The sequence below is a fragment of the Corynebacterium sp. HMSC055A01 genome (genome assembly GCF_001809405.1).
In the GTDB taxonomy this organism is placed as follows: domain Bacteria; phylum Actinomycetota; class Actinomycetes; order Mycobacteriales; family Mycobacteriaceae; genus Corynebacterium; species Corynebacterium hesseae.
Genome location: NZ_KV797591.1, coordinates 40,551 through 60,778 on the forward strand (window position 1 = coordinate 40,551; position 20,228 = coordinate 60,778).

Sequence of the window (20,228 nt, forward strand, 5' to 3'; positions counted from 1 at the left end):
ACAGACAAATTAGAGAGTGATTTAGCTCTCTATATCGAAAGCCCTGAAGGGAAGGTCAAATGCAATCATTCGGAACGCTCAACTGGATAGTTCTGCTCCTCTATCTCCTGGGAATGCTTCTTGTCGGCGCTTATTTTGCGCGTAGGGCCGGCAGTGATCAGGACGAATTCTTCAAAGCGGGTGGCAGGATTCCTGGCTGGGCGGCAGGATTCTCAATCTATGCCACGACGCTGTCTGCCATCACATTTATGTCTACGCCGGAAAAGGCATATCTGACTGACTGGGCCTACTCGGCTGGTAACCTCGCTATTTTTGCCATTGTTCCAATTTTGATCGGTTACTATGTTCCGTTCTTCAGGAAGCTGGATGTCACGACGGCCTACGAATACCTCGAGGAGAGATTCTCCGTAGCCCTCCGAGTCCTCGGCTCGCTCCTCTTCGTTCTTTATCACGTCGGGCGTATCGCCATCGTTATCTATTTGCCAACATTGGCGATCACGTCGGTGGCAGATATCAACCCGTTGGTCGTCGCCGCGTTTGTAGGCGCTCTTTGTATTGTGTACACCTTCCTGGGAGGCATGGAAGGCGTGATTTGGTCCGATGTGATTCAGGGTATCCTGCTGCTGGCTGGCGCTGCAGCGGTAGTGCTGACGGCCATGGCCATGACTCCCGACGGATTTAGCGGTGCGGTGGTTAACGCCGCTGAAGAAGGAAAGTTCTACTCAGCGGACAACTTCACCACGAATGCAGTCTTCTCCTCGATACCATTCATCTTTATCGGAAATGTACTGAACAGCTTGCACCAGTACACCTCTTCTCAGGACGTCGTTCAGCGCTACCAAACGACTCCTACGATTCAAGCGACGAAGAAGTCTCTCATCGTCAACGGAATTCTGGCGCTGATAACTATTCCGCTGTTCTACGGGATGGGAACGGCTTTGTATAACTTCTACGAAGCGAAGGGTGGTCTGCCTGAGGGAGTCAACACTTCTGCTGTAGTGCCGTATTTCATTCTTTCGGAGCTGCCTGCAGGCATTGCCGGACTTTTGATTGCTGCCATCTTGGCGGCTGCGCAATCGACGATTTCTTCTTCGCTCAACTCGATTTCCGCGTGCGTTGTCGTGGATATCTATAACCGCTTCTCCCCGAAGGAAGCGTCGGTTGCTTTCTCTCGCCTGGTCATCATCGTTGCCGGAACCTTCGGATTGGCCGTTGCGCTGTATCTCATCATTACCAACCAGTCGGACCTGTGGGACCTGTTCCTCGCGATCACCGGTCTTTTTGGAGTTCCGCTCACTGCGGTATTTGTCTTGGGTATCTTTACGAAGTCCGCAAATTCCAATGGCGTTCTCATCGGGCTCCTTTGCGGAGCGATTGCTGCGTACTTCGCTGGAAAGCTGGACCAAGGCCCATTCTTGGTCTCGATTGTCGCGTTCGTAGGAACTCTCGTTATCGGCTATCTGGCATCCTTCATCTTCCGGAAATCGGACCAGCACGACATCACGGGCTTGACTATTTACGGAAAGGACCTTGAGTACACGCGGCGTAGCGCCATGCAAACGCCTGTTGCTTAGAACAAGTAAGTTGAGTCCACGCAGCGTGAGTTGTTGCTCTCCGTGGGGTACATCTCGCATGGCCGCGGCGTGCTCGTAACGAGTGTGGAGGGGCTTCGACGCTGTTGCTGTGGTCGGTGGGTTTGCCGCTTCTGGACCGGTGTCCCAGTAGTTGTGCATCAAGCAGCTTCATCCTGATGCTTCAACGAAACGTGGAGGATTTCTTCGATGACCGTTGCAATAACGCCCGGTGTTCCTGGATTTATGGTCCGCCAATTCTCGCTGCCAAGGACTGGAAGGAGCCTTAAGGAGTTGTCAATGGGGTGGCTATCGGCGACAAGTAGTTCGCCCCAATCCTCTTGGTGTAGGGATAAATAGGCAGGGGAGTGGGAGTTCACAATCATTTGCTGCAGGGGATTGTCCGGGCCCACTTGGTGGCGTGAATCGACAGCCAGCTCATGCAGGAGCGTATACATAGCGCGAAGCTTGTCAGGATAAATGCCGTTTTCTGGTTCTTCGAAGCATAAAACGTCGTTCGTGCTGGGGTCGATGGCAAGGAGACCCAGAACGATAAAACGCAGTGTTCCATCCGAGAGCGCACGCGCGGGAAGCAGCGGTGCATTGCCAATTTCTGCTTGAAGCGTGATCGATTGACGCGAGCTGTCGATGTCGAGGTCAATCGAGCGAACATCAACGAGATCGAGGAGTGTGTCTTCTAATTGAACAGTTGCTTGATCGCCGATTTCCTGGGTGAGGCGGGCGAGGGTCGCCGGGAGGTTGGCGCCGCGGGCATCGACGCTTGACGGATCGCTCATCGCGCTCGGAGCACGCATCGCACTCGGCTCAAGGCCCAGTAGCTTCCATGTGGAGAGTTCTCTGCGTACTGCAGCAATTGCTGGGTAATCCGCGCTGCGCCCGTAGACGGATAGAACCGTGGAGCGAACTTCCTTCAGGGGAAGGTGCGGATTGCGCCCCGTCTGCCCGACTTAACTTCGATGGAGTCTTCGGCCGTCGTCTTAATGAACGCGGGGCGGCCACCGGTGCTTTTAATAGCAGTCTTGCGAAACGCTTCTGCAGCCCAGGGGTGCCTCTCACGGGCATCTTTTTGGGTGAGTGCCGTGAGATCCTCACGGACAAGTTCGATGGTTCGCACGACTTGATCCGCAGTGAATTCTTGCTCCACGAGTTGGAACTCAAGCTCGTACCGCAGGAAAGTCGTGGTGATTTCTACTTCTTGTCCGAAGTCATCTCGAAAAGTTGCGGGGACGATCATCTCGGCGGCAAACGTGATCGAGTTCGTGTCGTTGCCAAAGATTTCGCTGATATCGCCACGCAGACCGCGGAGATTGGCGGCGGCATCGTTGAGAGAGGCATTAGCTGTTGAGCCGAAGAAGGAAATTGCGTCGAAGATATTTGACTTGCCGACAGCATTGCGGCCCACGATGCAGGTGTAAGGGCCGAGATCGACGCTGAAATTCTTGAGGTTCTTGAAACCATCAACTTCGAGTCGCGTGAGCATGGAGTCCACTATAGTGTGCAGCGAGTCGACACCCAGGGGCGCAGGATGAGCCGCCTAACTGCGCCCCTTTCGGGTTTTGGATCTAGCGACCACTACCGTCCAAAGTTCTGCACGGCGTACAACCGGCCGTCGGGGGCGACGGTCAGGCCGATTCCCACGGACTTAGCGCGGGGGTCGAGCAAGTTCTTGCGGTGGCCGGGGGAATCCATCCACAGCTTCACCAGGCTGGCATCGGAGTAGTCGCTCCATGCCTGGAGGACGTTCTCACCACCAGCGGGTAGGCCGGCGGGGTAGAAGGTCCAGTAGTTCGGACGGTGGCGAGTCCTGCCATCGCGGCTCAAGGTGTTGGCCCAATCCTGTGCCAGGTTGGTCAGGTTCGGGTCAACGCGCAGCGGTGCGAGGCCATTGGCCACACGTTGCGCATTGGTTTGATTAATGAGGCCTTGAACGCTGGCTGCAGCGTGCGGAGCCGGGGCTGCCGGGCCGGCAACGGACGGCATGGTGAAGCCGAAGTCAGCCGGGTTGAATGCACCGAAGGAACTACCAGCCTGAGCAGGGGCGTTGATGGAACCGGCGAAGAGTGCTGCAACGGCAGCAACCGGGGCGACGATCTTTGTGGCTTTATGTCCGAATGGGAGGCGGAACATGGCGGGCACCTCTTTCTGCTTCAGGTGTTAAGTGGAGGCTTTTTCGACCTCGTACCGAGCGGTACTTTCACTTAAAATTAAAGCTCTTTTGGGTGCTCAAAATCCATCTGACCAGCAGTTTTAAGGTTTGCCTGTGAGTTTATGTGTCTTCGCGCGGCGGGTTTAAGTTTCTTTTGGGTTTGCCGCCCTGAAGGCTTGAAATCGCATAGTTTTCTTTAGAAATGACGGGCGGCGGGGGTGGCACTTGGGGGTGGCTTCTTAGGTTGATGGAAAGCTTTCCCAAGAAAGTGCTGGTGATGTGTCAACTATTCTCAAAAACTCAGGAATTTCTTCAAAAATCCCTGGATTAAGGCTGGGAAAGTATAGTTTGCGTTTATCCTCCGGTGAGGAACCTGAGTGAGAGGGGAACGTCGAAAAGCATGGCAATGAGCAGGAAGAAGGGCTGTTGAGGCTCAGTGTCAGAAGGTAAAAGATTAAGAAAAGTAATGCAACTATTAATGAAACCTATTGGCATGGTGGGGGTCGGCTGCCCACGCATTGCTAGGCTCGTGCGCCATGGCCCTCTTTGACGCGCCGCTGCTTTTCGACGGCGGCCTTGGAACCCACCTCGAGGCCCTGGGGTACGACATCTCGGGTCCGCTGTGGTCGGCGCGCGTGCTGCGTGAGAACCCCGCCCTCATCGAATCTGCCCATGCGGATTTCTTTGCCGCCGGCGCCCAGATTGCCACCACGGCCTCCTATCAAATCACCTTCGATGTGCTGGGCGGGGAGGCGGAGTCTCTTTTGCACCGCAGCGTCACGGTAGCGCGTGACGCCGCCCGCAAGGCCGGCGACAGACATGCTGCCCACGGTGATCAATTGGTTGCCGCATCCGTTGGCCCCTATGGAGCAGGTCCGGGCCGGGGCAACGAGTACGACGGTGCCTATGGTCTTTCGGCGCACGAATTGCGCCGCTGGCATACCCGCAGGGTAGAGGTGCTCGCGGACACGGAGGCCGACTTCCTCCTTGCAGAAACCATCCCGAATGTCGATGAGGCCGCGGTGCTTCTGGAGCTGCTCTCGGCCCAGCCCAAGCCCTTTGCGTTGAGCATCACCGGCGCCATCGCGGCCGACCCGACGAAGCTCTCGCAGGTGATCACGCTGGCCAACCAGACACCGCGGCTGGGGGCCGTGGGTGTGAATTGTGTGCGCCCACCGCAGGTATGGGCGGTGGTGAAGGCATTGCGTGCTGGAACGGATAAGCCGCTTTTAGCATGTCCCAACAGCGGGGAGATCTGGGATGACGGCGTCCGCGACTGGCGTCCTGCTCCCGCCGGCGCGGTGGGATTGATTGAGGCGGCAGCACACATGCGCGCGGCTGGGGTTAGCCTTCTGGGCGGCTGCTGCCGCGTGGGGCCCGCTGGGATTCAGCAGCTGCGTCGATCGATCCGCTTCGAAGGCAAATAGAAAACGCCGCGACAATCCTCAGGCGAGAGGATAGAGTGTTCCTATGAAAAAGTTTTCTCTACTCGCCGCATCCGCTGCACTTCTCATCACAACGCTGTCCGTGCCCGCCGCCAATGCCGAGCTGACCCAGACTGAGCGGGATCAGTTCCGCACCGATCCCGTCGGGGCAGTTGCCTGGCAGGCCATCAAGGGCTCCTCGGAGTACGTGCGCGCCGATGGCAACACCATGATGGCCGCGTCCTTCTTTTCCATGACTATGCCGGGGCAGAGCATCGGCATGCCTGCTCTTGAGAATTGCGCAGAGCGCGTCGGCTCCTCCGCGCCGGAGGGCGGCGTGCGCTACGTGGCGGCGGCTTTGTGTGCCACCTTTGATCCGAATGCCCGCGGCGAGGTGCAGCGCGGCGACTTTGGCTACGGGCCACTGGGCTAAGCCGCGCTGTGGTCAGCCGCGCGACGCCCCGTAGCGCGTAGGATCAGATGCTGTCTTAAGGAGGATTGATGCGCAAGCACGTGGTGATCATGGGAGTCTCGAGCTGCGGCAAATCGACGGTCGGGGAGTTGCTGGCGCAGCGCACCGGCCTTCCCTTCCGGGATGGGGACGATATGCACCCGGCGGCGAACATCGAGAAGATGGCCTCGGGGCAGGCGCTTGACGACGATGACCGGAAACCCTGGCTCGAATCCATCGGCCGCTTTCTCGCCGAACAAGAGTCCGGGGCCATCGTGGGCTGTTCCGCGCTCAAGCATTCCTACCGCGACATCATCCGCGCCGCAGCACCCGATACGGTCTTCATCCACCTGCACGGCTCCTATGAATTGCTCAAGGAGCGCATGAGCCGGCGAACCGGACACTTCATGCCGGTGTCCCTGCTTGATTCGCAGTTCGAGACTCTAGAGGAACTTCGGCCGGAGGAGGCAGGCATCGTGCTGGATGTCAGCGCCACCCCGGAGGAGCTGGCCGCCGCGGCGGCCGAGTACCTGCAGGCCTAGAACAGCGCGGCGGCGCCGTAGAAGATAAGGACGATGCCGAAGCCAATCGAGGAAATCAGCGCCTGATTGACGGTCCACGTCCTCAGGGTGGTGGACACGTCCATGCCCATGAGACGGCCAACGAGCCAGAAGCCCGAGTCATTGACGTGGCTGCCAAAGACGGAGCCGGCTGCGGTGGCGAGCGTGATGAGGACCAGCTGGATTTCGCTGAAGCCGCCGGCCTCCACGGCGGGCACCATGAGCGCGGCGGCCGTCGTCAGCGCAACGGTGGCCGAGCCTTGCGCCAGGCGCAGGGCTACCGCGATGAGGTAGCAGGCCAGGATGACAGGCACGCCGAGGTTAGACATGGAGTCCGCCAGCGCATCACCGATACCGCTGGTGCGCAGCACCCCGCCGAACATGCCGCCCGCGCCGGTGATGAGGACGACGGAGCAAATCGGTCCGAGCGAAGACTCCACGGTCTTCTCAATTGCGCTCTTGCCCTCCCCGCGGCGCAGGCCCAGCACGGCCATCGCCGCCAGAGTGGTAATCAACAGCGCGATGGGCGTCTGGCCCAAGAAAACGAAGAAGCGAACCCACGTGGCGGAAGGATCAACAACACCAGCGGTGCCCAGCGTGGTCAACCCGGTATTACCGAAGATGAGGATCATGGGGATGATCAGGATGCCAATTACTGAGGCCGGGGAGGCCGGGCGATCCGGGAGTTCGGCATCGCTGACCAACGCGCCGGTGATGGCTTCCTCGAGGCGGTAGGGATACTTCTTTCCCAGGTGGAGACCGAAGCGGTAGCTGGAGAGATACCACGTGGGCAGCGCAACGAGGAGGCCAAAAATGAGGATCAGACCGATGTCCGCGCTGAAGAACTCACCGGCGGCAACAGGGCCCGGGTGCGGCGGCACGAAGACATGCATGACGGAGAAAGCGCCGGCGGCGGGGATGCCGTAGGCCAGAACTGGGCCGTCCAGGCGCCTGGCGACGGCAAAGATGACCGGCAGCATAACCATGAGACCCGCGTCGAAGAAGATGGGGAAGCCCATGATGAGGGAGGCCACGCCGAGTGCTAGGGGCGCTTTGTCTTCGCCGAAGAGTTTCACGAGGGCGTCGGCAAGCGTTTTAGCACCGCCGGAAGTTTCCACCAGACGCCCGATCATGGCGCCCAACCCCACCAGCAAAGCCACGGATCCCAAGGTTGAGCCGAAGCCGCTCGTCATGGTGGGAACCACACCATCCAGCGGGATGCCAGCGGCCAGGGCGGTAAGCGCGGAGACCGTGACGAGTGTGACGAAAGCGTGCACCTTGAAGTAGATGACGAGGACGAGGATGACGGCGATGGCCGCAACCGCAATCCCTAACAGTGGTCCGGTGCCCAGCGTGGGCTCCCAAGTATCCATGACATTCATGAATGTTGATTTTACTTCTGCAGCCTGCGGTGATCTAGGGGTTACACCCCGAGCGCTGGGCCCACCGTGGCCCAGCTGATGGCCAGCTCGCGCCGGAACAGCCCCCATGTGTGGCGCCCCGCGGGAAGCTCGTAATAGTCAAGGTCTACGCCAGCTGCGGTGGCCTGCTTGGCGTAATAAGAGCTGCACCAATAATCCAAACGCTCGTTGAGGCCCAGCGCGGGAAGTGGTGAGTCCTCGATGTCGACGTCAAAATCGGCCGGGCCGCCGCGGGAGACGATGACGAAGGTTTTACGCCCGCGTTGCTGATCGAGGTTGAGAACCGGCGAATGCTGCGCCCACGCCGGATCCCACGGCGCGCCGAAGGAGCGAGCCGGGTCAGTGCCGTAGAACGCAGCACTTGCCCACGCAAAGGACTGCGCGAGAACACCTGTGGTCGAGGGACAACCGGAGAAGGAACCAGACACCTTGAAGCGCGGATCGAACGTAGCCAGCTCCAATGCGGGGCCACCGGAGTTGCTTAGACCCGCGATTCCGTCGCGGCCGTTGCCGTGGAACTCGGCGTCGATAAGCTGCGGGAGTTCCTTGGTCAGATAGGTGGCCCACTTGTATTTTCCGTGGGTGTCATGAGGCTGCGCCCAGTCGGACATCATCGATCCATATGCGCCACGCGGGGAAATGACATTGACCTGCTTGTCCCGGAAGAACTCGGAGGCCCCGCCGCCGTCCCACCACAGTGCGTCCTCGCCACCGCCGGCACCACCCAGTAGGTAGTAGCTCGGGCGGGGCTGCGTGTTCTCCAATCCTCCTGGAGGAAGAATGATGTCGTTGGTGATGACACGGTCCATGGCCGGTGAATAGGCCTTGAGCTCCCACACGTTGTCCTGGACGTGACGCAGTTCGCGCAGTTGTGCCGGGGCTGCTGTCACCGGTGGGCGCGTAGCGTCTGGTGCCAACACCGGGACTTTCAATTGTTGAAGCACCTGTGACCAGGCGGCGAAAATGTTGTCGGCGAAGAGTAGAGGTGCCAGCGGTCCCAGGGCGATGGGATCGAGGGCGCTGGAGTGCTGATCGATGTTGGCGGCATCGCTGCTCATCGTATCCAGTGCTTGTGCGTGTGCCGGCTGAGCGAGGGCGGGGGAGATGATCAACCCCGCCGAGAGAATGCCCGCAAGTGCGGAGCGAAAGAATTTCATTAGTTCACAATAGCCAACTAACCCTGCAGCGCAGAACTTCCCCGGCGTTAACGAAGGCGGGGCAGCGGGAGAGCTGCGGGACAGTTGGTGGAAGCGGATTAAGGGCATAAAGAAACCCCGACCGCTTTCATCAAGCGGTCGGGGTCCTCTCACTCTCTCACTGCCGGACTAAGCGCCGGCGGGCTGTGCACACTCTCTGCAGTGGGCGAGGGGTGTTCCTTAGAACAGGCCCTCAGCCTTCTTGCCGGTGTCCTTCACGGTGATCTCGCGGGAGTCAACGTTCTGGTCGTTGTCGGTGGAGTTGTCGCCCTTCAGGCGGGAAATCTGGGTGACCTCGATGTAGTTCTTCAGGCGGCCTTCCTTGGTGTTGCCGTCGCCGAAGTCCAGGTTGGCAACGCGAGCGGACTCGCCAGCGTTAATCGGGTTGGCCAGGGTGACCTCGAAGGAGCGGGTCGAGGACTTCTCGTCGAAGCCCAGGTCACGGATGTGAGCGCCGTTGGAGGAACGCGGGGTGATGAGGCGGTCAACGCCCTTCGGGCCCTCAGCGGTCTTAACGTCAACGCGGTACTGAACAGCCGGGAAGTCGCCGTAGTAGCGCTCGGAACCGACGTTCTCCAGGCGGAGAGCAACGGTGCCAGCGTAACCAGCGTGCTTAGCGCCGGAGGTGGTCAGAACCGGCTTCAGGTCCAGCTTCTGCTTAGCCTCGTCGGTCTTGCCGTTCTCGACGTCCTCCTGGACCTTCTTGTCGGCTTCCTCTTCCTTCTTGCCCTCAGCCTCGGACACGGCCTTCTCCTCCGGAGCGACCTCGTTGTCCTTGATGACCTCAGCGTCAGCCTCCGGGGACTTCTCCTCCTCAACAACCTTCGGGTCGTTGACGTCGGTGGTGTTCTGAGCGTCCTTGTTCGGAGCGTAGGAATCAGCGATGTCGTCGTACAGCTTGACGCGAACCTCGTTCTTCATCGGCTGCATTGCAGACCAGAAGGTCGGGGTGGACCAGGTGCCGTTCGGCTTGCAGTACTGCTGGGTACCGGTCATGTTCAGAACGCGGAAGCCGTAGGTAGCCTCACCGGTGTGGTTCGGCGGAACATCGTACGGTCCGATGGACTGGCCAGCTTCCCAAGACAGGGAGTAGGAAGCGGAAGCACCGAGCTTGGTGGCAATCTGGTGGGAGATGCCGAAGGAACCTTCAGCACCCTTGCCGGAGCCCTTGCCGCCAGCATTCATGGAGGTGGTCTCAGTGCGGTCACCGTTGACGGACAGGGTGATGGACTGGGACTTGGACAGGTCCTGCTGCAGCGGGATGTCCTTCTTGGTCTGGTTGGTGGTGGAGATGGTGCCTGCCGGCATGAAGTTATCGGTCACCTTGTAAACCACGGTGCGGTGATCCTCCCACGGGTTGCACACCGGGCGCGGGTTGAGCACGTTGGCCTTCATGTGGTCGGAGCCGTGGGTGGTGTGAACGATAGGCAGCTTTGCGTTCACGGCCGGGGTCTCCGGGTAGGACTCGGTCTGGGTGGCTGCGGAAGCAGCCGGCGCGATGAGGGCGGTGCCTGCGATCGCAAGGCCGGCGATGAGGCCGGCGGTACGACGACGCTGGGTCATTGTTGTTCTCCTGGATGAAAGTTTGGGGCAATGCGGTGACGCACTGTGGTGACACTGTGTTTGCGCTGTAGTGCCCAGTGCGTGACGTGTTGCAACAATAAGGCCCTTTTCAGGATCGCGCACCCCTTGAATTGTTTATATTTTTAAATGCAGAAATACATTTCGATCGGGTGGCCCCCGGGTGAACAATTGACTAAGAAATTTGCGCCGACCTTGGTTTTGTCTAACTAGACCGTATTCTGGGAAAACGTCTCTTTGACCGTTCGTTCACAAACTAAAGAATGACCCCATTAGGGGGAGTGAAAGGGTGTTTGTGGGGTCGTGTCACGCGCAATTTCAGCCTCTGTGGTCTAAGGGGTAGAACCCAACCGGCCCTCGTATGCTTAAGTAATTCTTAAAAACGGCGCGTTAGTCTTCTTCGATCTCTGGGTCTTCCGCGCGTGCCTGTTCGAAGACCTCGGCCGCCGCGCGCAGGTTAATGGTGCCGATGATGAGGCCGACCACGATGTCTGGCCAGGGGCTCGCCCACGCCAGCATCACAAGACCAGCGCCGAGGATAAGAATGTTGGCGGCGACGTCATTGCGCGCGGCCAACCACGCCCCACGCGTGAGCGCACCTCCGTGTCGCAATTGCAGTAGCAATACTGCGCAGAGCAAGTTGATGAGCATGGCGAAAATGGCCGTGCCGGAAAGCGTGAGTGGCTCGGGAACGGCGCCGTTGATGATCTTCCATATCGCCATGCCATAGGACGCCACCGCGGGGATCAGGATGAGCCCGGCTAGGCCATAGCTTGCTTTGCGACGCCCCTCCACCGACCAGCGCAGCGCTAAGAGCACGAGCGCGTTGATGAGAAAGTCCTCGAGGAAGTCGGCGGCGTCAGCGAAGAGTGAGGCCGAGCCGATGATGCAGGCGATGACGAATTCGACGAAGAAACCGGCGAGATTCAGCGCGGCCACCCAGGCGACAACCCGCCGGGCGCGTGCGTTCAGGGTGGAGGAGGAGAGATCGTGAGACACGGTACCTGAGCTTAATGGGCTTGAGCGCCGTGTCCCAACTTGTTTTCCTTTGTATTTATCGCTTTGTCCGGTGCAACGCCAGCAATGCTCGCGCGGCGTCTTTCGGCCGCGTGATGTCGAGTGCCGTGAGTTCCGTGACCTGGCGCAGGCGGTTGAGCACCGTGTTGCGGTGGCAATGCAGCGCCTCGGCGGAGTCCTTGATGGAGCCGCAATCCAGGTAGGTGGTGATGGTTTGGTAGAGCGGCGCGTTGGTAAGGCGTAACTCGGTGATGGCTTGCGTGAGCTCCGTGATGCCGCTGGCCGGGAAGTCCGCGATGGCATCGCCGGCGACGGCCCAGAGGGCGTCGGGCGCTTCGGTTAAATTGTCCAGCGGGCCGGTGGCATCGAAGATGCGCGGCACTTGCTGCGCTGCGGCGCGAACACCAGCTAAGCCGATGACGTCGCGGAAAAATATGCCCGAGATCTCCGTGAGCTCTGCGCCGCTGTCCTTTGCGGACTGCCCGCTGTTCCTTTGGTCTCTAGGCCAAAAGGCAACGAACATCCCGCGCGCGCCATGGCCGAAGGCTTCGCCGGAGGAGATGGGGGCGTCGAGAAGCGCGCGCATCTCCACCGCAGCGGTGGGGTGGGCCACCGCGACGTCGAAGTGGCAGTCATCATCCAGGTTGAGCGCGCGGGTGATTTCCGCGATGCCGAGCGCGCCCAGGGATTCGGCGGCGAAGAGCCTCTCCAAGTGCCGGGCGTGGGCGCGGTGCACGTCGTGCTGACCGCGTGCTTCTTCAAGGCGGTAGGCATCGCGCACCACCAGGTTGTACATCGTCACAACGGAATGCACCTGCGCCACGTGGTCGATGAGCGCCTCCTGATCCGCGCCGGCGGCCCGGCGCAGGTGCTCCCAGAGGACGGTGAAGTCGAGCTGGATGGCGTCGATCAGCGTGGCTAGCGCCACACCCTGGTGTGCGCGCCGCCGGCCCAAACTTTGGGCGTGGGTGCGCAGTTCCTCCTCATCCATCGCCCCAACTAGCACGTCCGTGATGCGTGCGAAAACCTCGAAGGCGGTCAGGCGTAGCTCGTCCTCGCTCACCAAGGAATCGCCGTAGCGCCCCGAGCGGGAAAAGGCGGCGAGGAAATCCTCAACCAAGCGGGGGATGGTGCCGTGGACCTCCGCGACGATATCGTGCCAGCGCTTCTCGTGCATGTGCACAACGCTACACGTTGGGCGCTGGTGAATTGCCCTCTATGTGGAGAGGTGTATCACTGCTGCGTTTAGCATGTGGGGACTAGCACAGCACGCGCCGCGTGCAGTTTGCCGGAGAAACAGGAGAACTCAGGAGGACGCATGATCACGCGCATCGACAACGCCCACATCCTGACCCAGGATCCCGCGCGGCCGGTTGCGGATTCGGTGGCTTTTGCCAACGGGCGCATCCTCGCGGTGGGGGAGGCCGCCCACGCCCTGCCCGCCGACGAGACGTGGGATGCCGGCGGGCGCACGCTCACCCCTGGCTTTAACGATGTGCATTCCCACACCGTGTGGTTTGGCCAGACGCTGCTCGAGGTGGATCTTTCCGAGGTCACAACTCCCGAGGAGGTCTACGCCGCCGTGCGCGCCGCCGAGTCGAACCCCGACGGTTGGGTGGTGGCATCCGGATTCCGTCCCTCCGCGCTGGATGCCCCGGTAGAGATAGAACAGCTCGACCGCGCCACACGTGGTGCTCCGCTGCTGATCAAGCACAACTCGGGCCACGCCTACACGGTCAACACGGCGGCCCTGCGCGCGACGGGCGTTGACCCCGCCAACCCGCCCGAGGTGGAAGGCGGTGAGTTCGTTCGCGATGCCGATGGGCACTGCACGGGGCTGCTCGATGAAAACGCCATGCGCGCCATTCAAGAGGTGACGCTGCCGGAATCCGGCGAGGAAATCGGCCGCGCCTTGGAACTGGCCACACGCCGTTACCTCGAGCGCGGGCTGACCTCCGTCACGGATGCCGGGGTGGCCGGCGGCTGGATCGGGCACAGCCCGCGCGAGATCGCCGCCTATCAAAACGCCACCCTGCACACGCGCATGCAGGTGATGGTGACCATGGATGTGCTCCACGAGATTCCTGGCCACGCCGCCGACGGTCCCGGTTGGGGCCTCGACGGCGGCCTGCGCACGGGTTTCGGCGACGAGTGGCTGCAGGTCGGCCCCGTCAAGATCTTCAGCGATGGCTCCCTGCTCGGCACCACCGCCGCGCTGAGCAAGAATTACGCCTGCTGCTCTCATCACGGATACTTCCAGGGGGATCCTGAGCAGATGCGCACACGTGCGCTGCAGGCGGCGAATTCCGGCTGGTCCTTGGCCATTCACGCCATCGGCGATGCGGCAGTGGATTTTGCGATTGAGACGCTGGAGGAGGCCGTCGACAAGCATGGCGCGCCTGCGATGCCGCACCGCATCGAGCACGGCGGCGTGGTGCGCCCCGACCAGATCGAGCGCCTGCGCGGCCAGCCCATCGTGGTGGTGCCGCAGCCGCTGTTCATCCCGGCTTTCGGTGATGCGATGGCGGACTCCCTTGGCCCGGAGCGCACCGCGTGGAGCTACCCGGGCAAGCGGCTTCTCGACGCCTCCCTCATCCTCCCCGGCAGCTCCGATCAACCCGTGGCGCCCGGTGTGCCGCTGGAGGTCATGCAGGCATTCGTGGAGCGGCGCACTGCCTCGGGCCGGGATTATGGGCCTGAGGATCGTCTGACCCCTGCCGAGGCTCTCTACGCCTACACCGCCGGCTCGGCCGCAGCAACTGGTTGGGCCGGGCGCAAGGGGCAGGTGATGCCTGGGCAGCTGGCGGATTTCGTGCTGCTTTCCCAGGACCCGCTGCACACTGATGACCTTTCCACCATCGACGTGGCCGCCACCATCGTGGGCGGCGAGCTGCGCTACGGAAGCTTTTAAGGAGTAGACATGCGAGCAACCACTAACGAACAATTTCTGGCCGATTTCCAGGCCATGTCCGCCAACGGCGCCACTGTGGGCGGCGGCGTGGAGCGGCAGGCGGCCAGTGAAGGCGATAACCTCAACCGCGCCTGGTTCCATGAGGTCCTGGAGTCCCTCGGGGCGCGCGTTATCTACGACGAGATTGGCAACCAGTACGGACTTTTCGAGCTTGCCCCCGGCGCCGAGTACGTGGGGCTGGGCTCGCACCTGGATTCGCAGCCCTTGGCTGGCCGTTTTGACGGTGCCTATGGTGTGCTGGCCGCAGCCCATGCGGCCGGGCGCGTGGCGCAGTCGGGTGCCAAGGCGCGCTATAACCTGGCGGTTATCAACTGGTTTAACGAGGAGGGCTCACGCTTTGCGCCGTCTATGATGGGCAGCTCCGTGTTCGCAGGCATGCTGGCGCTTGACGACGCCCTCTCCGCCACCGACCTTGCCGGCGTCACCGTCGCGCAAGCCCAGGAGGAAGCGGGTTGGTCCCCGCGTAGCGAGGCCCCGAAGCTCGCGGCCTATGCGGAGATTCACGTCGAACAAGGTAAGGAGCTCGAGGCCGCCGGCAACACGATTGGCCTGGTCACCGCCACGTGGGGCGCGAAGAAATTCCAGGCGGTGGTCTCCGGTGAGCAGGGCCATACCGGTTCCACACTGATGGCCGATAGGAAGGACGCGCTTTTCGGTGCCTCCCTCATCATTGCTTCAGTGGAGCGCTTGACCCATGAATTCGATGAAGGCCAGCTGCAGGCCTCGGTTTCGCAGTTAACGCTGGAGCCGAATTCGCCGGTAACCATCGCCCGCGAGGTGCGCTTCAATGTCGATGTGCGCTCGCCGTCCACTGAGGTACTGGACAAGGCCCAAGCGCGCCTGCAGGAGATCATTTCTGCGGCGGAAGAGGAATCACGCACCTCAGTTGAGCTCACCCCGACGCACGAGTGGGCGCTTAACCCCTACCCGGCCACCGGCGTGGAATTAGCCCGTGAGGTCGTGCAGGAGCTGGGGTACCCGCACCAAGAGATTTACACGGTGGCCGGGCATGACTCGACCAACCTGAAAGAAGTGGTGCCGACGGTCATGCTCTTCATCCCATCCGTCGACGGCATCTCACACAACGAAAAGGAGTTCACCACGGAGGAAGACTGCGTGGCCGGTGTGGACGTGTTGACGCACGTGGCGCAGCGCCTCGTGGAATCCGGGTGCGGCGAGCGCTAGTCGTTATCGCTCCACGGTTCATACCCGAAGGCCTTCATCGCGATTTCGAATCCGCGCTTCATTGCTTTTAGTTCTTCCTCGCTGTGCTCGTAGGTGCGCAGGCGCACCGGGCCGGTGAGGGGGACGTGGAGCAAGAAGTGCTGGCCTTCCTCGGTGATGCTGCACAGGCGGCGGCGAAGATCTTCCGGATCATCATCGATGGAGATAAGCTCATCGCGCACCAAGCGCTTGACCGCCTGCCCGATGGTGGCGGGCTGCCATCCCAACTCCTTGCGCAGCTGCAGGATGGGGATGGGGCTCTTCTTATCGATGAGCCGGAGAAGCGAAAGATGGGAGCCGGTGATCCCGTATTCGCGGCGCGCTTCCGTATCGAACCGCGCGCGGGCGCGCTCGAAGCGGCGATATTCCGCAATGGTCTCATCGATTAGCTCATTTTTGCTCACGCGATCCAGCGTAAGAGTTGAGGACTCGCGTCCGCAAATGTTTACGTTGACAACCCTAACCAAAGGTGGAGGGATCGATGGGCCGTTGCGAGCGAGGGAGTTTCTCCACCACGAGGCGGTACGAGTCCGTCACGAGTTCGGCCAGCAGCTGCGGGGTGAGCTTGGCGTCGGGATACACGGAAACCCAATGGCGCTTATTCATGTGGTAGCCAGGTGCGATGAAGGAATACTCTCTGCGCAGCGCTTCGCCATCGAGGGGCTCGACCTTGAGGATGGCTTGCTGGGAACCAGTCACGGCGGTGAGAAGTAGGAAGACCTTGCCGCGTACCTTAAAGACGTCCCAGTCCGGCCCGAAGGGGTGTGTCAGCGTGGCGCCGGGAAGCTCCGCAGCGCGTGCGGTGGCGCAGGCATGGAGGTCTAGGGCAGCGGTGCTCATGAGGTCCACACTAGGTGAAAACACCGTTGGGCCCCTTTTTCGATTTCTCGAAGAAAGGGGCCCAACGGCGTCTCTATCAAGTCCCTCCGTGTATCGGCCACTGGCCGCCCTCTGGAGGGTGAGGGGTTCTCTCTCTCGCATGCGCTCTCTCAAACGCACAAGAATGAGTATGGCGGGCGACGCTGGATTCACCATGTGGTCTCCCTGGCAGTTTTCTACTAGTCAAAACCGCCGCTAATCAAAGCGCGCGGGCCGCTTCTCCAGGAAAGCCATGACGCCTTCCTTGTGGCCTGCCGAATCCATCTGTGCGTACTGCGTGGGCTCCTCCCAGGCGAGCTGCTCATCGAGCTGTCCAAGCGCAGTGCGGTTGATGGCTTCCTTGGCCTTGGCCAGGGCGTCACGTGGCGCGATATGCAGGCGTTGGACTAGCTGCAGCGCGGCCTCGAGGGTTTGGCCCTGGGGCGCGCGCTTGGCGACGATCCCAGCCGCCTCCGCTTCGGCGACGCCGAGCTTGTCCTGCAGCAGTGCCAAGGCAAGAGCGCGGTGGCGCCCCACGGAGGCGAGCGCGGTGAGGCTGACACCGCCGTCGGGGATGAGACCAATTTTGCCGAAGGGCAGCGTGAAGTAAGATTGCTCGCCGGCCACGATGAGATCGCAGGCGAAGGCCAGCGATGCCCCAGCGCCGGCGGCTGCGCCTTCGACCGCAGCGATGACGGGAATCTCGGCGGCCTGGATTTCGGTGACGAGCGCGTTGAGCTGCGGCAGCATCGTCGACTCAGCCGGGTTGGGGGTCTCGCCTGACTGCTGCGCTGCAGCCGCAGCCTGTGCCGCCGCCACGATGTCCGCGCCCGCGCAGAAGGCGGTCTCATCACCAGTGATGATGAGGGCGCGGATGGAGGGGTCTTGGGAGGCGTCGGCAAGCGCGGCCGAAAGTGCTTCGCAGTGTTCCTTGGCAATGGCGTTGCGCCGCGCGGAGTTGTTGATTTGGGCGATAAGGGCGGAGCCTTCGCGGCGGGTGAGGATGGCGTCGGTCATGGTTAGTCCTTAACGAGTTCGGTGAGGGAGGAAATGATGCGCTGGGCATCGGCGGAAATGCGGGAGACGATCTCGGAGCACGGGGCGACGTCGTGGATAAGCCCCTGCGAGGTACCACAGGTCCACACGCCCGCATCCAAGTCACCGGTCTCGTAGACCGCGCGGCCGCGCTTGCCGGCAACGAGGTGGCGGATATCGCCGAACTCCGCGCCTTGAGCGAGGCGCTCGGCTACCTCATCGCTCACGGCATTCTTGGCCACGCGGGTGGAATTGCGCAGCTCCCGGAGGATGAGCTGGGTATCCAGCTCGGAGCGCTCCACGATGGCCTGCTTGACGTTCTCGTGCACCGGCGCCTCTGCGGAGGCTACGAAGCGGGTGCCCATGTTGATGCCCTCGGCGCCCAAAGCGAGCGCGGCGGCCAGGCCGCGGCCATCCGCGAAACCGCCCGAGGCGATGATGGGGATATCGAGTTGATCCGCGGCGGCGGGGATGAGGACTAGGCCCGGGATGTCATCCTCGCCAGGGTGGCCAGCGCATTCGAAGCCATCGATGCTGACGATGTCCACGCCTACCTTTTGCGCGCTGAGCGCGTGGCGCACGGAGGTGCACTTGTGGATGACGGTGATACCCGCGTCCTTGAAGGCCGGCATGTGCTCCTTGGGATTGTTGCCGGCGGTTTCGGCGATCTTTACGCCTTCTTCGATGATGACGTCGCGGTACTCCGCATAGGGCGGCGGGGTAATCGCCGGCAGCATGGTGAGGTTGACGCCGAAGGGCTTGTCTGTGAGCTCGCGGGTGCGGCGGATCTCGTGGCGGAGATCCTCCGGGGTGGGCTGGGTGAGCGCGGTGACGACGCCGAGGCCGCCGGCGTTGGATACAGCGGCGGCGAGCTCGGCGCGGCCGACCCACTGCATGCCGCCTTGGATGATGGGGTGAGTGATGCCGAGCATCTCGGTGACGCGGGTGGAAATCATGAGGGTGGTGCTCCTTTGTGAGTGACTAGCAATTGGAGAGAAGCGGATGGAAGTTTTGGGCGATAGGCAGTGAATGGCTATTCGGAGAAATGAGCGCGCAGGCGCTCGGTGAGGTCCTCGGGGAGGGGGATGGGGCGGCGCGCGGAGACGTCGATAAGCACCAGCGTCGCCGTGGCGAACACGCACGAGGTGCCGTCCTGGATGAGTTCGTGGGCGACCTGGTAGGAGGTGTTGCCGATGCGGGAAATCCAGACCCGCGCCTCGATGGAATCGGTGTAGGTGAGCTCGGCCTCGTACTGCACTTCGAGGGATCGCACCACGTGAGCGTAGGTATCGGTGGCGACGGGTCCGGTCAGTGCGGCGGCTGCGCGGACGCGTGCCTCCTCGAGGAGGGTGACTATCGTGGCGTTGTTGACGTGGGCGTTCGCGTCCTGGTCGGACCACCGCAAAGCGAGGGGCACTGGGATGGCGTTGGCGGGCGCGCGCATTGTTCCTCCTTGGGGGAGCGGGTAGAGTGATGCGTATTACTATACATACGAATTGTGGTTCGTCACTCGAACCGTGAGGAGAATGCAATGATGGATCTGCTGGGAATCGATGCCCTCCTGAGCGAAGAAGAAAAAGCCACGCGTGACCGCGTGGCCGCACTGGTGGATGAGCACATCCGCCCGCACGTGGCGCAGTGGTACGAGGAAGCGGTGCTGCCGGACTCGATCTTCCCGGTGCTGGCGGAGGCTGGTCTGTTCGGGATGCACCTGGAAGGCTACGGCTGCGCCGGGCGCACTGCCGTGGAATACGGGTTGGTCATGCAGGAGCTAGAGGCCGGCGATTCGGGAATTCGCACGGTGGTCTCGGTGCAGGGATCGCTGGCGATGTCGGCCATTTATAAACACGGCTCGGAGGAACAGAAGAAGCAGTGGTTGCCTAAGATGGCCGCGGGTGACGTCATCGGTTGCTTCGGGCTAACGGAGCCGACCGCGGGCTCCGACCCGGCGGGCATGGCGACGGTGGCGCGCTACCGCTCAGGCGAGTGGGTTCTGGATGGCGCGAAGCGCTGGATTGGCCTGGCAAGCGTGGCCGGGGTGGCCATCATCTGGGCCAAGGTGTCCGAGGAGGATGCCTCCGCCGCCGGGGTGGAGGCGGGCGTGCGCGGGTTCATTGTGCCGACATCTACGCCGGGTTTTAGAGCTACCCCAATCACTCGCAAGCTGTCGATGCGCGCTTCCATCCAGTGCGATATTTCGCTGGATGGTGTGGCCGTGCCTGGCGACGCCCTGCTGCCCAAGCACCCTGGCCTCAAGGGGCCGTTCATGTGTCTTAATGAGGCGCGTTTCGGCATTAGCTTTGGCGCTTTGGGCGCTGCGCGCGATTCCTTGGAGGTGGCGCTGAAGTATGCCAAGGAGCGCAAGCAATTCGACCGCTCGTTGGCATCCTTCCAGCTCACGCAGCAAAAGCTGGTCGATATGGCGGTGGAGCTGAACAAGGGGCAGCTGTTGGCGCTCAACCTGGGCCGCGCCAAGGACGCGGGAACGTTGGAGCCTTATCAAATTTCGGTGGGCAAGCTGGCGAACTGCCGCACCGCCATCGAGATTTGCCGCCAAGCCCGCACCATCTTGGGCGGCAACGGCGTCACCGCGGACTACTCGCCGCTGCGGCACGCCGCCAACCTGGAATCGGTGCGCACCTACGAGGGCACCGATGAGATCCACACGCTGATTCTGGGGCGTGTGCTGACGGGGGAGCAGGCGTTTAGCTAAAAGTAGCCCGAAGTCCCTTGATGAAGAGGCTTCGGGCCT

General features: G+C 61.6%; 20 protein-coding genes. 7 read left to right on the forward strand and 13 right to left on the reverse strand.

Annotated elements, in window-relative coordinates; genetic code table 11:
- Positions 1–59: 59 nt before the first annotated feature.
- Positions 60–1,574, forward strand: a complete 1,515-nt coding sequence (locus HMPREF2604_RS09480; RefSeq protein WP_070565160.1) for a sodium:solute symporter family protein — start codon at positions 60–62, stop codon at positions 1,572–1,574.
- Between the two features lie 158 nt (positions 1,575–1,732).
- Here the strand turns inward: HMPREF2604_RS09480 and HMPREF2604_RS09485 are convergent, their stop codons facing one another.
- The 3 genes from HMPREF2604_RS09485 to HMPREF2604_RS09495 all read right to left on the reverse strand — a co-directional run bounded on the left by HMPREF2604_RS09485 (position 1,733) and on the right by HMPREF2604_RS09495 (position 3,719).
- Positions 1,733–2,368, reverse strand: coding sequence for an AAA family ATPase (locus tag HMPREF2604_RS09485; RefSeq protein ID WP_168162999.1), 636 nt, complete (start codon positions 2,366–2,368; stop codon positions 1,733–1,735).
- A 134-nt stretch (positions 2,369–2,502) separates the two neighbouring features.
- Entirely contained in the window at positions 2,503–3,072 is a 570-nt protein-coding gene (locus HMPREF2604_RS09490) for an AAA family ATPase (RefSeq protein WP_070565166.1), read from the reverse strand.
- A 92-nt stretch (positions 3,073–3,164) separates the two neighbouring features.
- The gene (locus HMPREF2604_RS09495) at positions 3,165–3,719 is read right to left on the reverse strand and encodes a CAP domain-containing protein (protein WP_070565169.1); all 555 of its coding nucleotides are present in this window, start codon (positions 3,717–3,719) and stop codon (positions 3,165–3,167) included.
- A 555-nt stretch (positions 3,720–4,274) separates the two neighbouring features.
- On the opposite strand from HMPREF2604_RS09495, the gene mmuM reads away from it, so the two are divergent.
- The 3 genes from mmuM to HMPREF2604_RS09510 all read left to right on the forward strand — a co-directional run bounded on the left by mmuM (position 4,275) and on the right by HMPREF2604_RS09510 (position 6,155).
- On the forward strand, positions 4,275–5,165 hold the full coding sequence (gene mmuM / locus HMPREF2604_RS09500; protein WP_070565172.1) for a homocysteine S-methyltransferase: 891 nt from the start codon (positions 4,275–4,277) through the stop codon (positions 5,163–5,165).
- A gap of 43 nt (positions 5,166–5,208) precedes the next feature.
- Complete coding sequence (locus tag HMPREF2604_RS09505; RefSeq protein ID WP_070523427.1) at positions 5,209–5,595, forward strand: hypothetical protein; 387 nt, start codon at positions 5,209–5,211, stop codon at positions 5,593–5,595.
- A gap of 68 nt (positions 5,596–5,663) precedes the next feature.
- Positions 5,664–6,155 (forward strand): gluconokinase, encoded by a 492-nt coding sequence (locus HMPREF2604_RS09510; protein WP_070523424.1) that lies wholly within the window; start codon positions 5,664–5,666, stop codon positions 6,153–6,155.
- On the opposite strand, the gene HMPREF2604_RS09515 is transcribed toward HMPREF2604_RS09510, so the two are convergent.
- From HMPREF2604_RS09515 to HMPREF2604_RS09535, 5 genes are all read right to left on the reverse strand, one after another.
- Positions 6,152–7,546 carry a GntP family permease gene (locus HMPREF2604_RS09515; protein ID WP_070565253.1) on the reverse strand — a complete coding sequence of 465 codons (1,395 nt, stop codon included), beginning with the start codon at positions 7,544–7,546 and terminating at the stop codon, positions 6,152–6,154. The two genes, HMPREF2604_RS09510 and HMPREF2604_RS09515, sit on opposite strands and share 4 nt — an antisense overlap.
- A gap of 50 nt (positions 7,547–7,596) precedes the next feature.
- Entirely contained in the window at positions 7,597–8,751 is a 1,155-nt protein-coding gene (locus tag HMPREF2604_RS09520) for an alpha/beta hydrolase (protein WP_070565176.1), read from the reverse strand.
- Positions 8,752–8,970: 219 nt separating this feature from the next.
- Positions 8,971–10,353: a hypothetical protein gene (locus HMPREF2604_RS09525; RefSeq protein ID WP_070565179.1), complete on the reverse strand. Its 1,383-nt coding sequence runs from the start codon at positions 10,351–10,353 to the stop codon at positions 8,971–8,973.
- 408 nt (positions 10,354–10,761) lie between these two features.
- Positions 10,762–11,370: a cation efflux transmembrane domain-containing protein gene (locus HMPREF2604_RS09530; RefSeq protein WP_070565182.1), complete on the reverse strand. Its 609-nt coding sequence runs from the start codon at positions 11,368–11,370 to the stop codon at positions 10,762–10,764.
- 55 nt (positions 11,371–11,425) lie between these two features.
- Complete coding sequence (locus HMPREF2604_RS09535) at positions 11,426–12,565, reverse strand: helix-turn-helix domain-containing protein (protein WP_070565255.1); 1,140 nt, start codon at positions 12,563–12,565, stop codon at positions 11,426–11,428.
- A gap of 141 nt (positions 12,566–12,706) precedes the next feature.
- Here HMPREF2604_RS09535 and HMPREF2604_RS09540 point away from each other — a divergent pair, with 141 nt between their 5' ends.
- Both HMPREF2604_RS09540 and HMPREF2604_RS09545 read left to right on the forward strand, forming a co-directional pair.
- Positions 12,707–14,299: an amidohydrolase gene (locus tag HMPREF2604_RS09540; protein ID WP_070565185.1), complete on the forward strand. Its 1,593-nt coding sequence runs from the start codon at positions 12,707–12,709 to the stop codon at positions 14,297–14,299.
- Positions 14,300–14,308: 9 nt separating this feature from the next.
- Entirely contained in the window at positions 14,309–15,544 is a 1,236-nt protein-coding gene (locus tag HMPREF2604_RS09545) for a M20 family metallo-hydrolase (RefSeq protein WP_070565188.1), read from the forward strand.
- Here the strand turns inward: HMPREF2604_RS09545 and HMPREF2604_RS09550 are convergent.
- From HMPREF2604_RS09550 to HMPREF2604_RS09570, 5 genes are all read right to left on the reverse strand, one after another.
- Positions 15,541–15,987, reverse strand: coding sequence for a MarR family winged helix-turn-helix transcriptional regulator (locus HMPREF2604_RS09550; RefSeq protein WP_070530955.1), 447 nt, complete (start codon positions 15,985–15,987; stop codon positions 15,541–15,543). The genes HMPREF2604_RS09545 and HMPREF2604_RS09550 overlap by 4 nt on opposite strands.
- 55 nt (positions 15,988–16,042) lie before the next feature.
- A complete protein-coding gene (locus tag HMPREF2604_RS09555) occupies positions 16,043–16,423 on the reverse strand; it encodes an MmcQ/YjbR family DNA-binding protein (RefSeq protein ID WP_209167619.1) in 381 nt (126 codons plus the stop codon).
- A 234-nt stretch (positions 16,424–16,657) separates the two neighbouring features.
- A complete protein-coding gene (locus tag HMPREF2604_RS09560; protein ID WP_070523396.1) occupies positions 16,658–17,458 on the reverse strand; it encodes an enoyl-CoA hydratase-related protein in 801 nt (266 codons plus the stop codon).
- 2 nt (positions 17,459–17,460) lie between these two features.
- The gene (locus HMPREF2604_RS09565; protein WP_070523392.1) at positions 17,461–18,432 is read right to left on the reverse strand and encodes an NAD(P)H-dependent flavin oxidoreductase; all 972 of its coding nucleotides are present in this window, start codon (positions 18,430–18,432) and stop codon (positions 17,461–17,463) included.
- A gap of 77 nt (positions 18,433–18,509) precedes the next feature.
- Positions 18,510–18,920: an acyl-CoA thioesterase gene (locus HMPREF2604_RS09570; RefSeq protein WP_070523388.1), complete on the reverse strand. Its 411-nt coding sequence runs from the start codon at positions 18,918–18,920 to the stop codon at positions 18,510–18,512.
- A gap of 87 nt (positions 18,921–19,007) precedes the next feature.
- Between HMPREF2604_RS09570 and HMPREF2604_RS09575 the strand changes: the two genes are divergently transcribed.
- Positions 19,008–20,189: an acyl-CoA dehydrogenase family protein gene (locus HMPREF2604_RS09575; protein WP_070523385.1), complete on the forward strand. Its 1,182-nt coding sequence runs from the start codon at positions 19,008–19,010 to the stop codon at positions 20,187–20,189.
- The last annotated feature ends 39 nt before the right edge of the window (positions 20,190–20,228 follow it).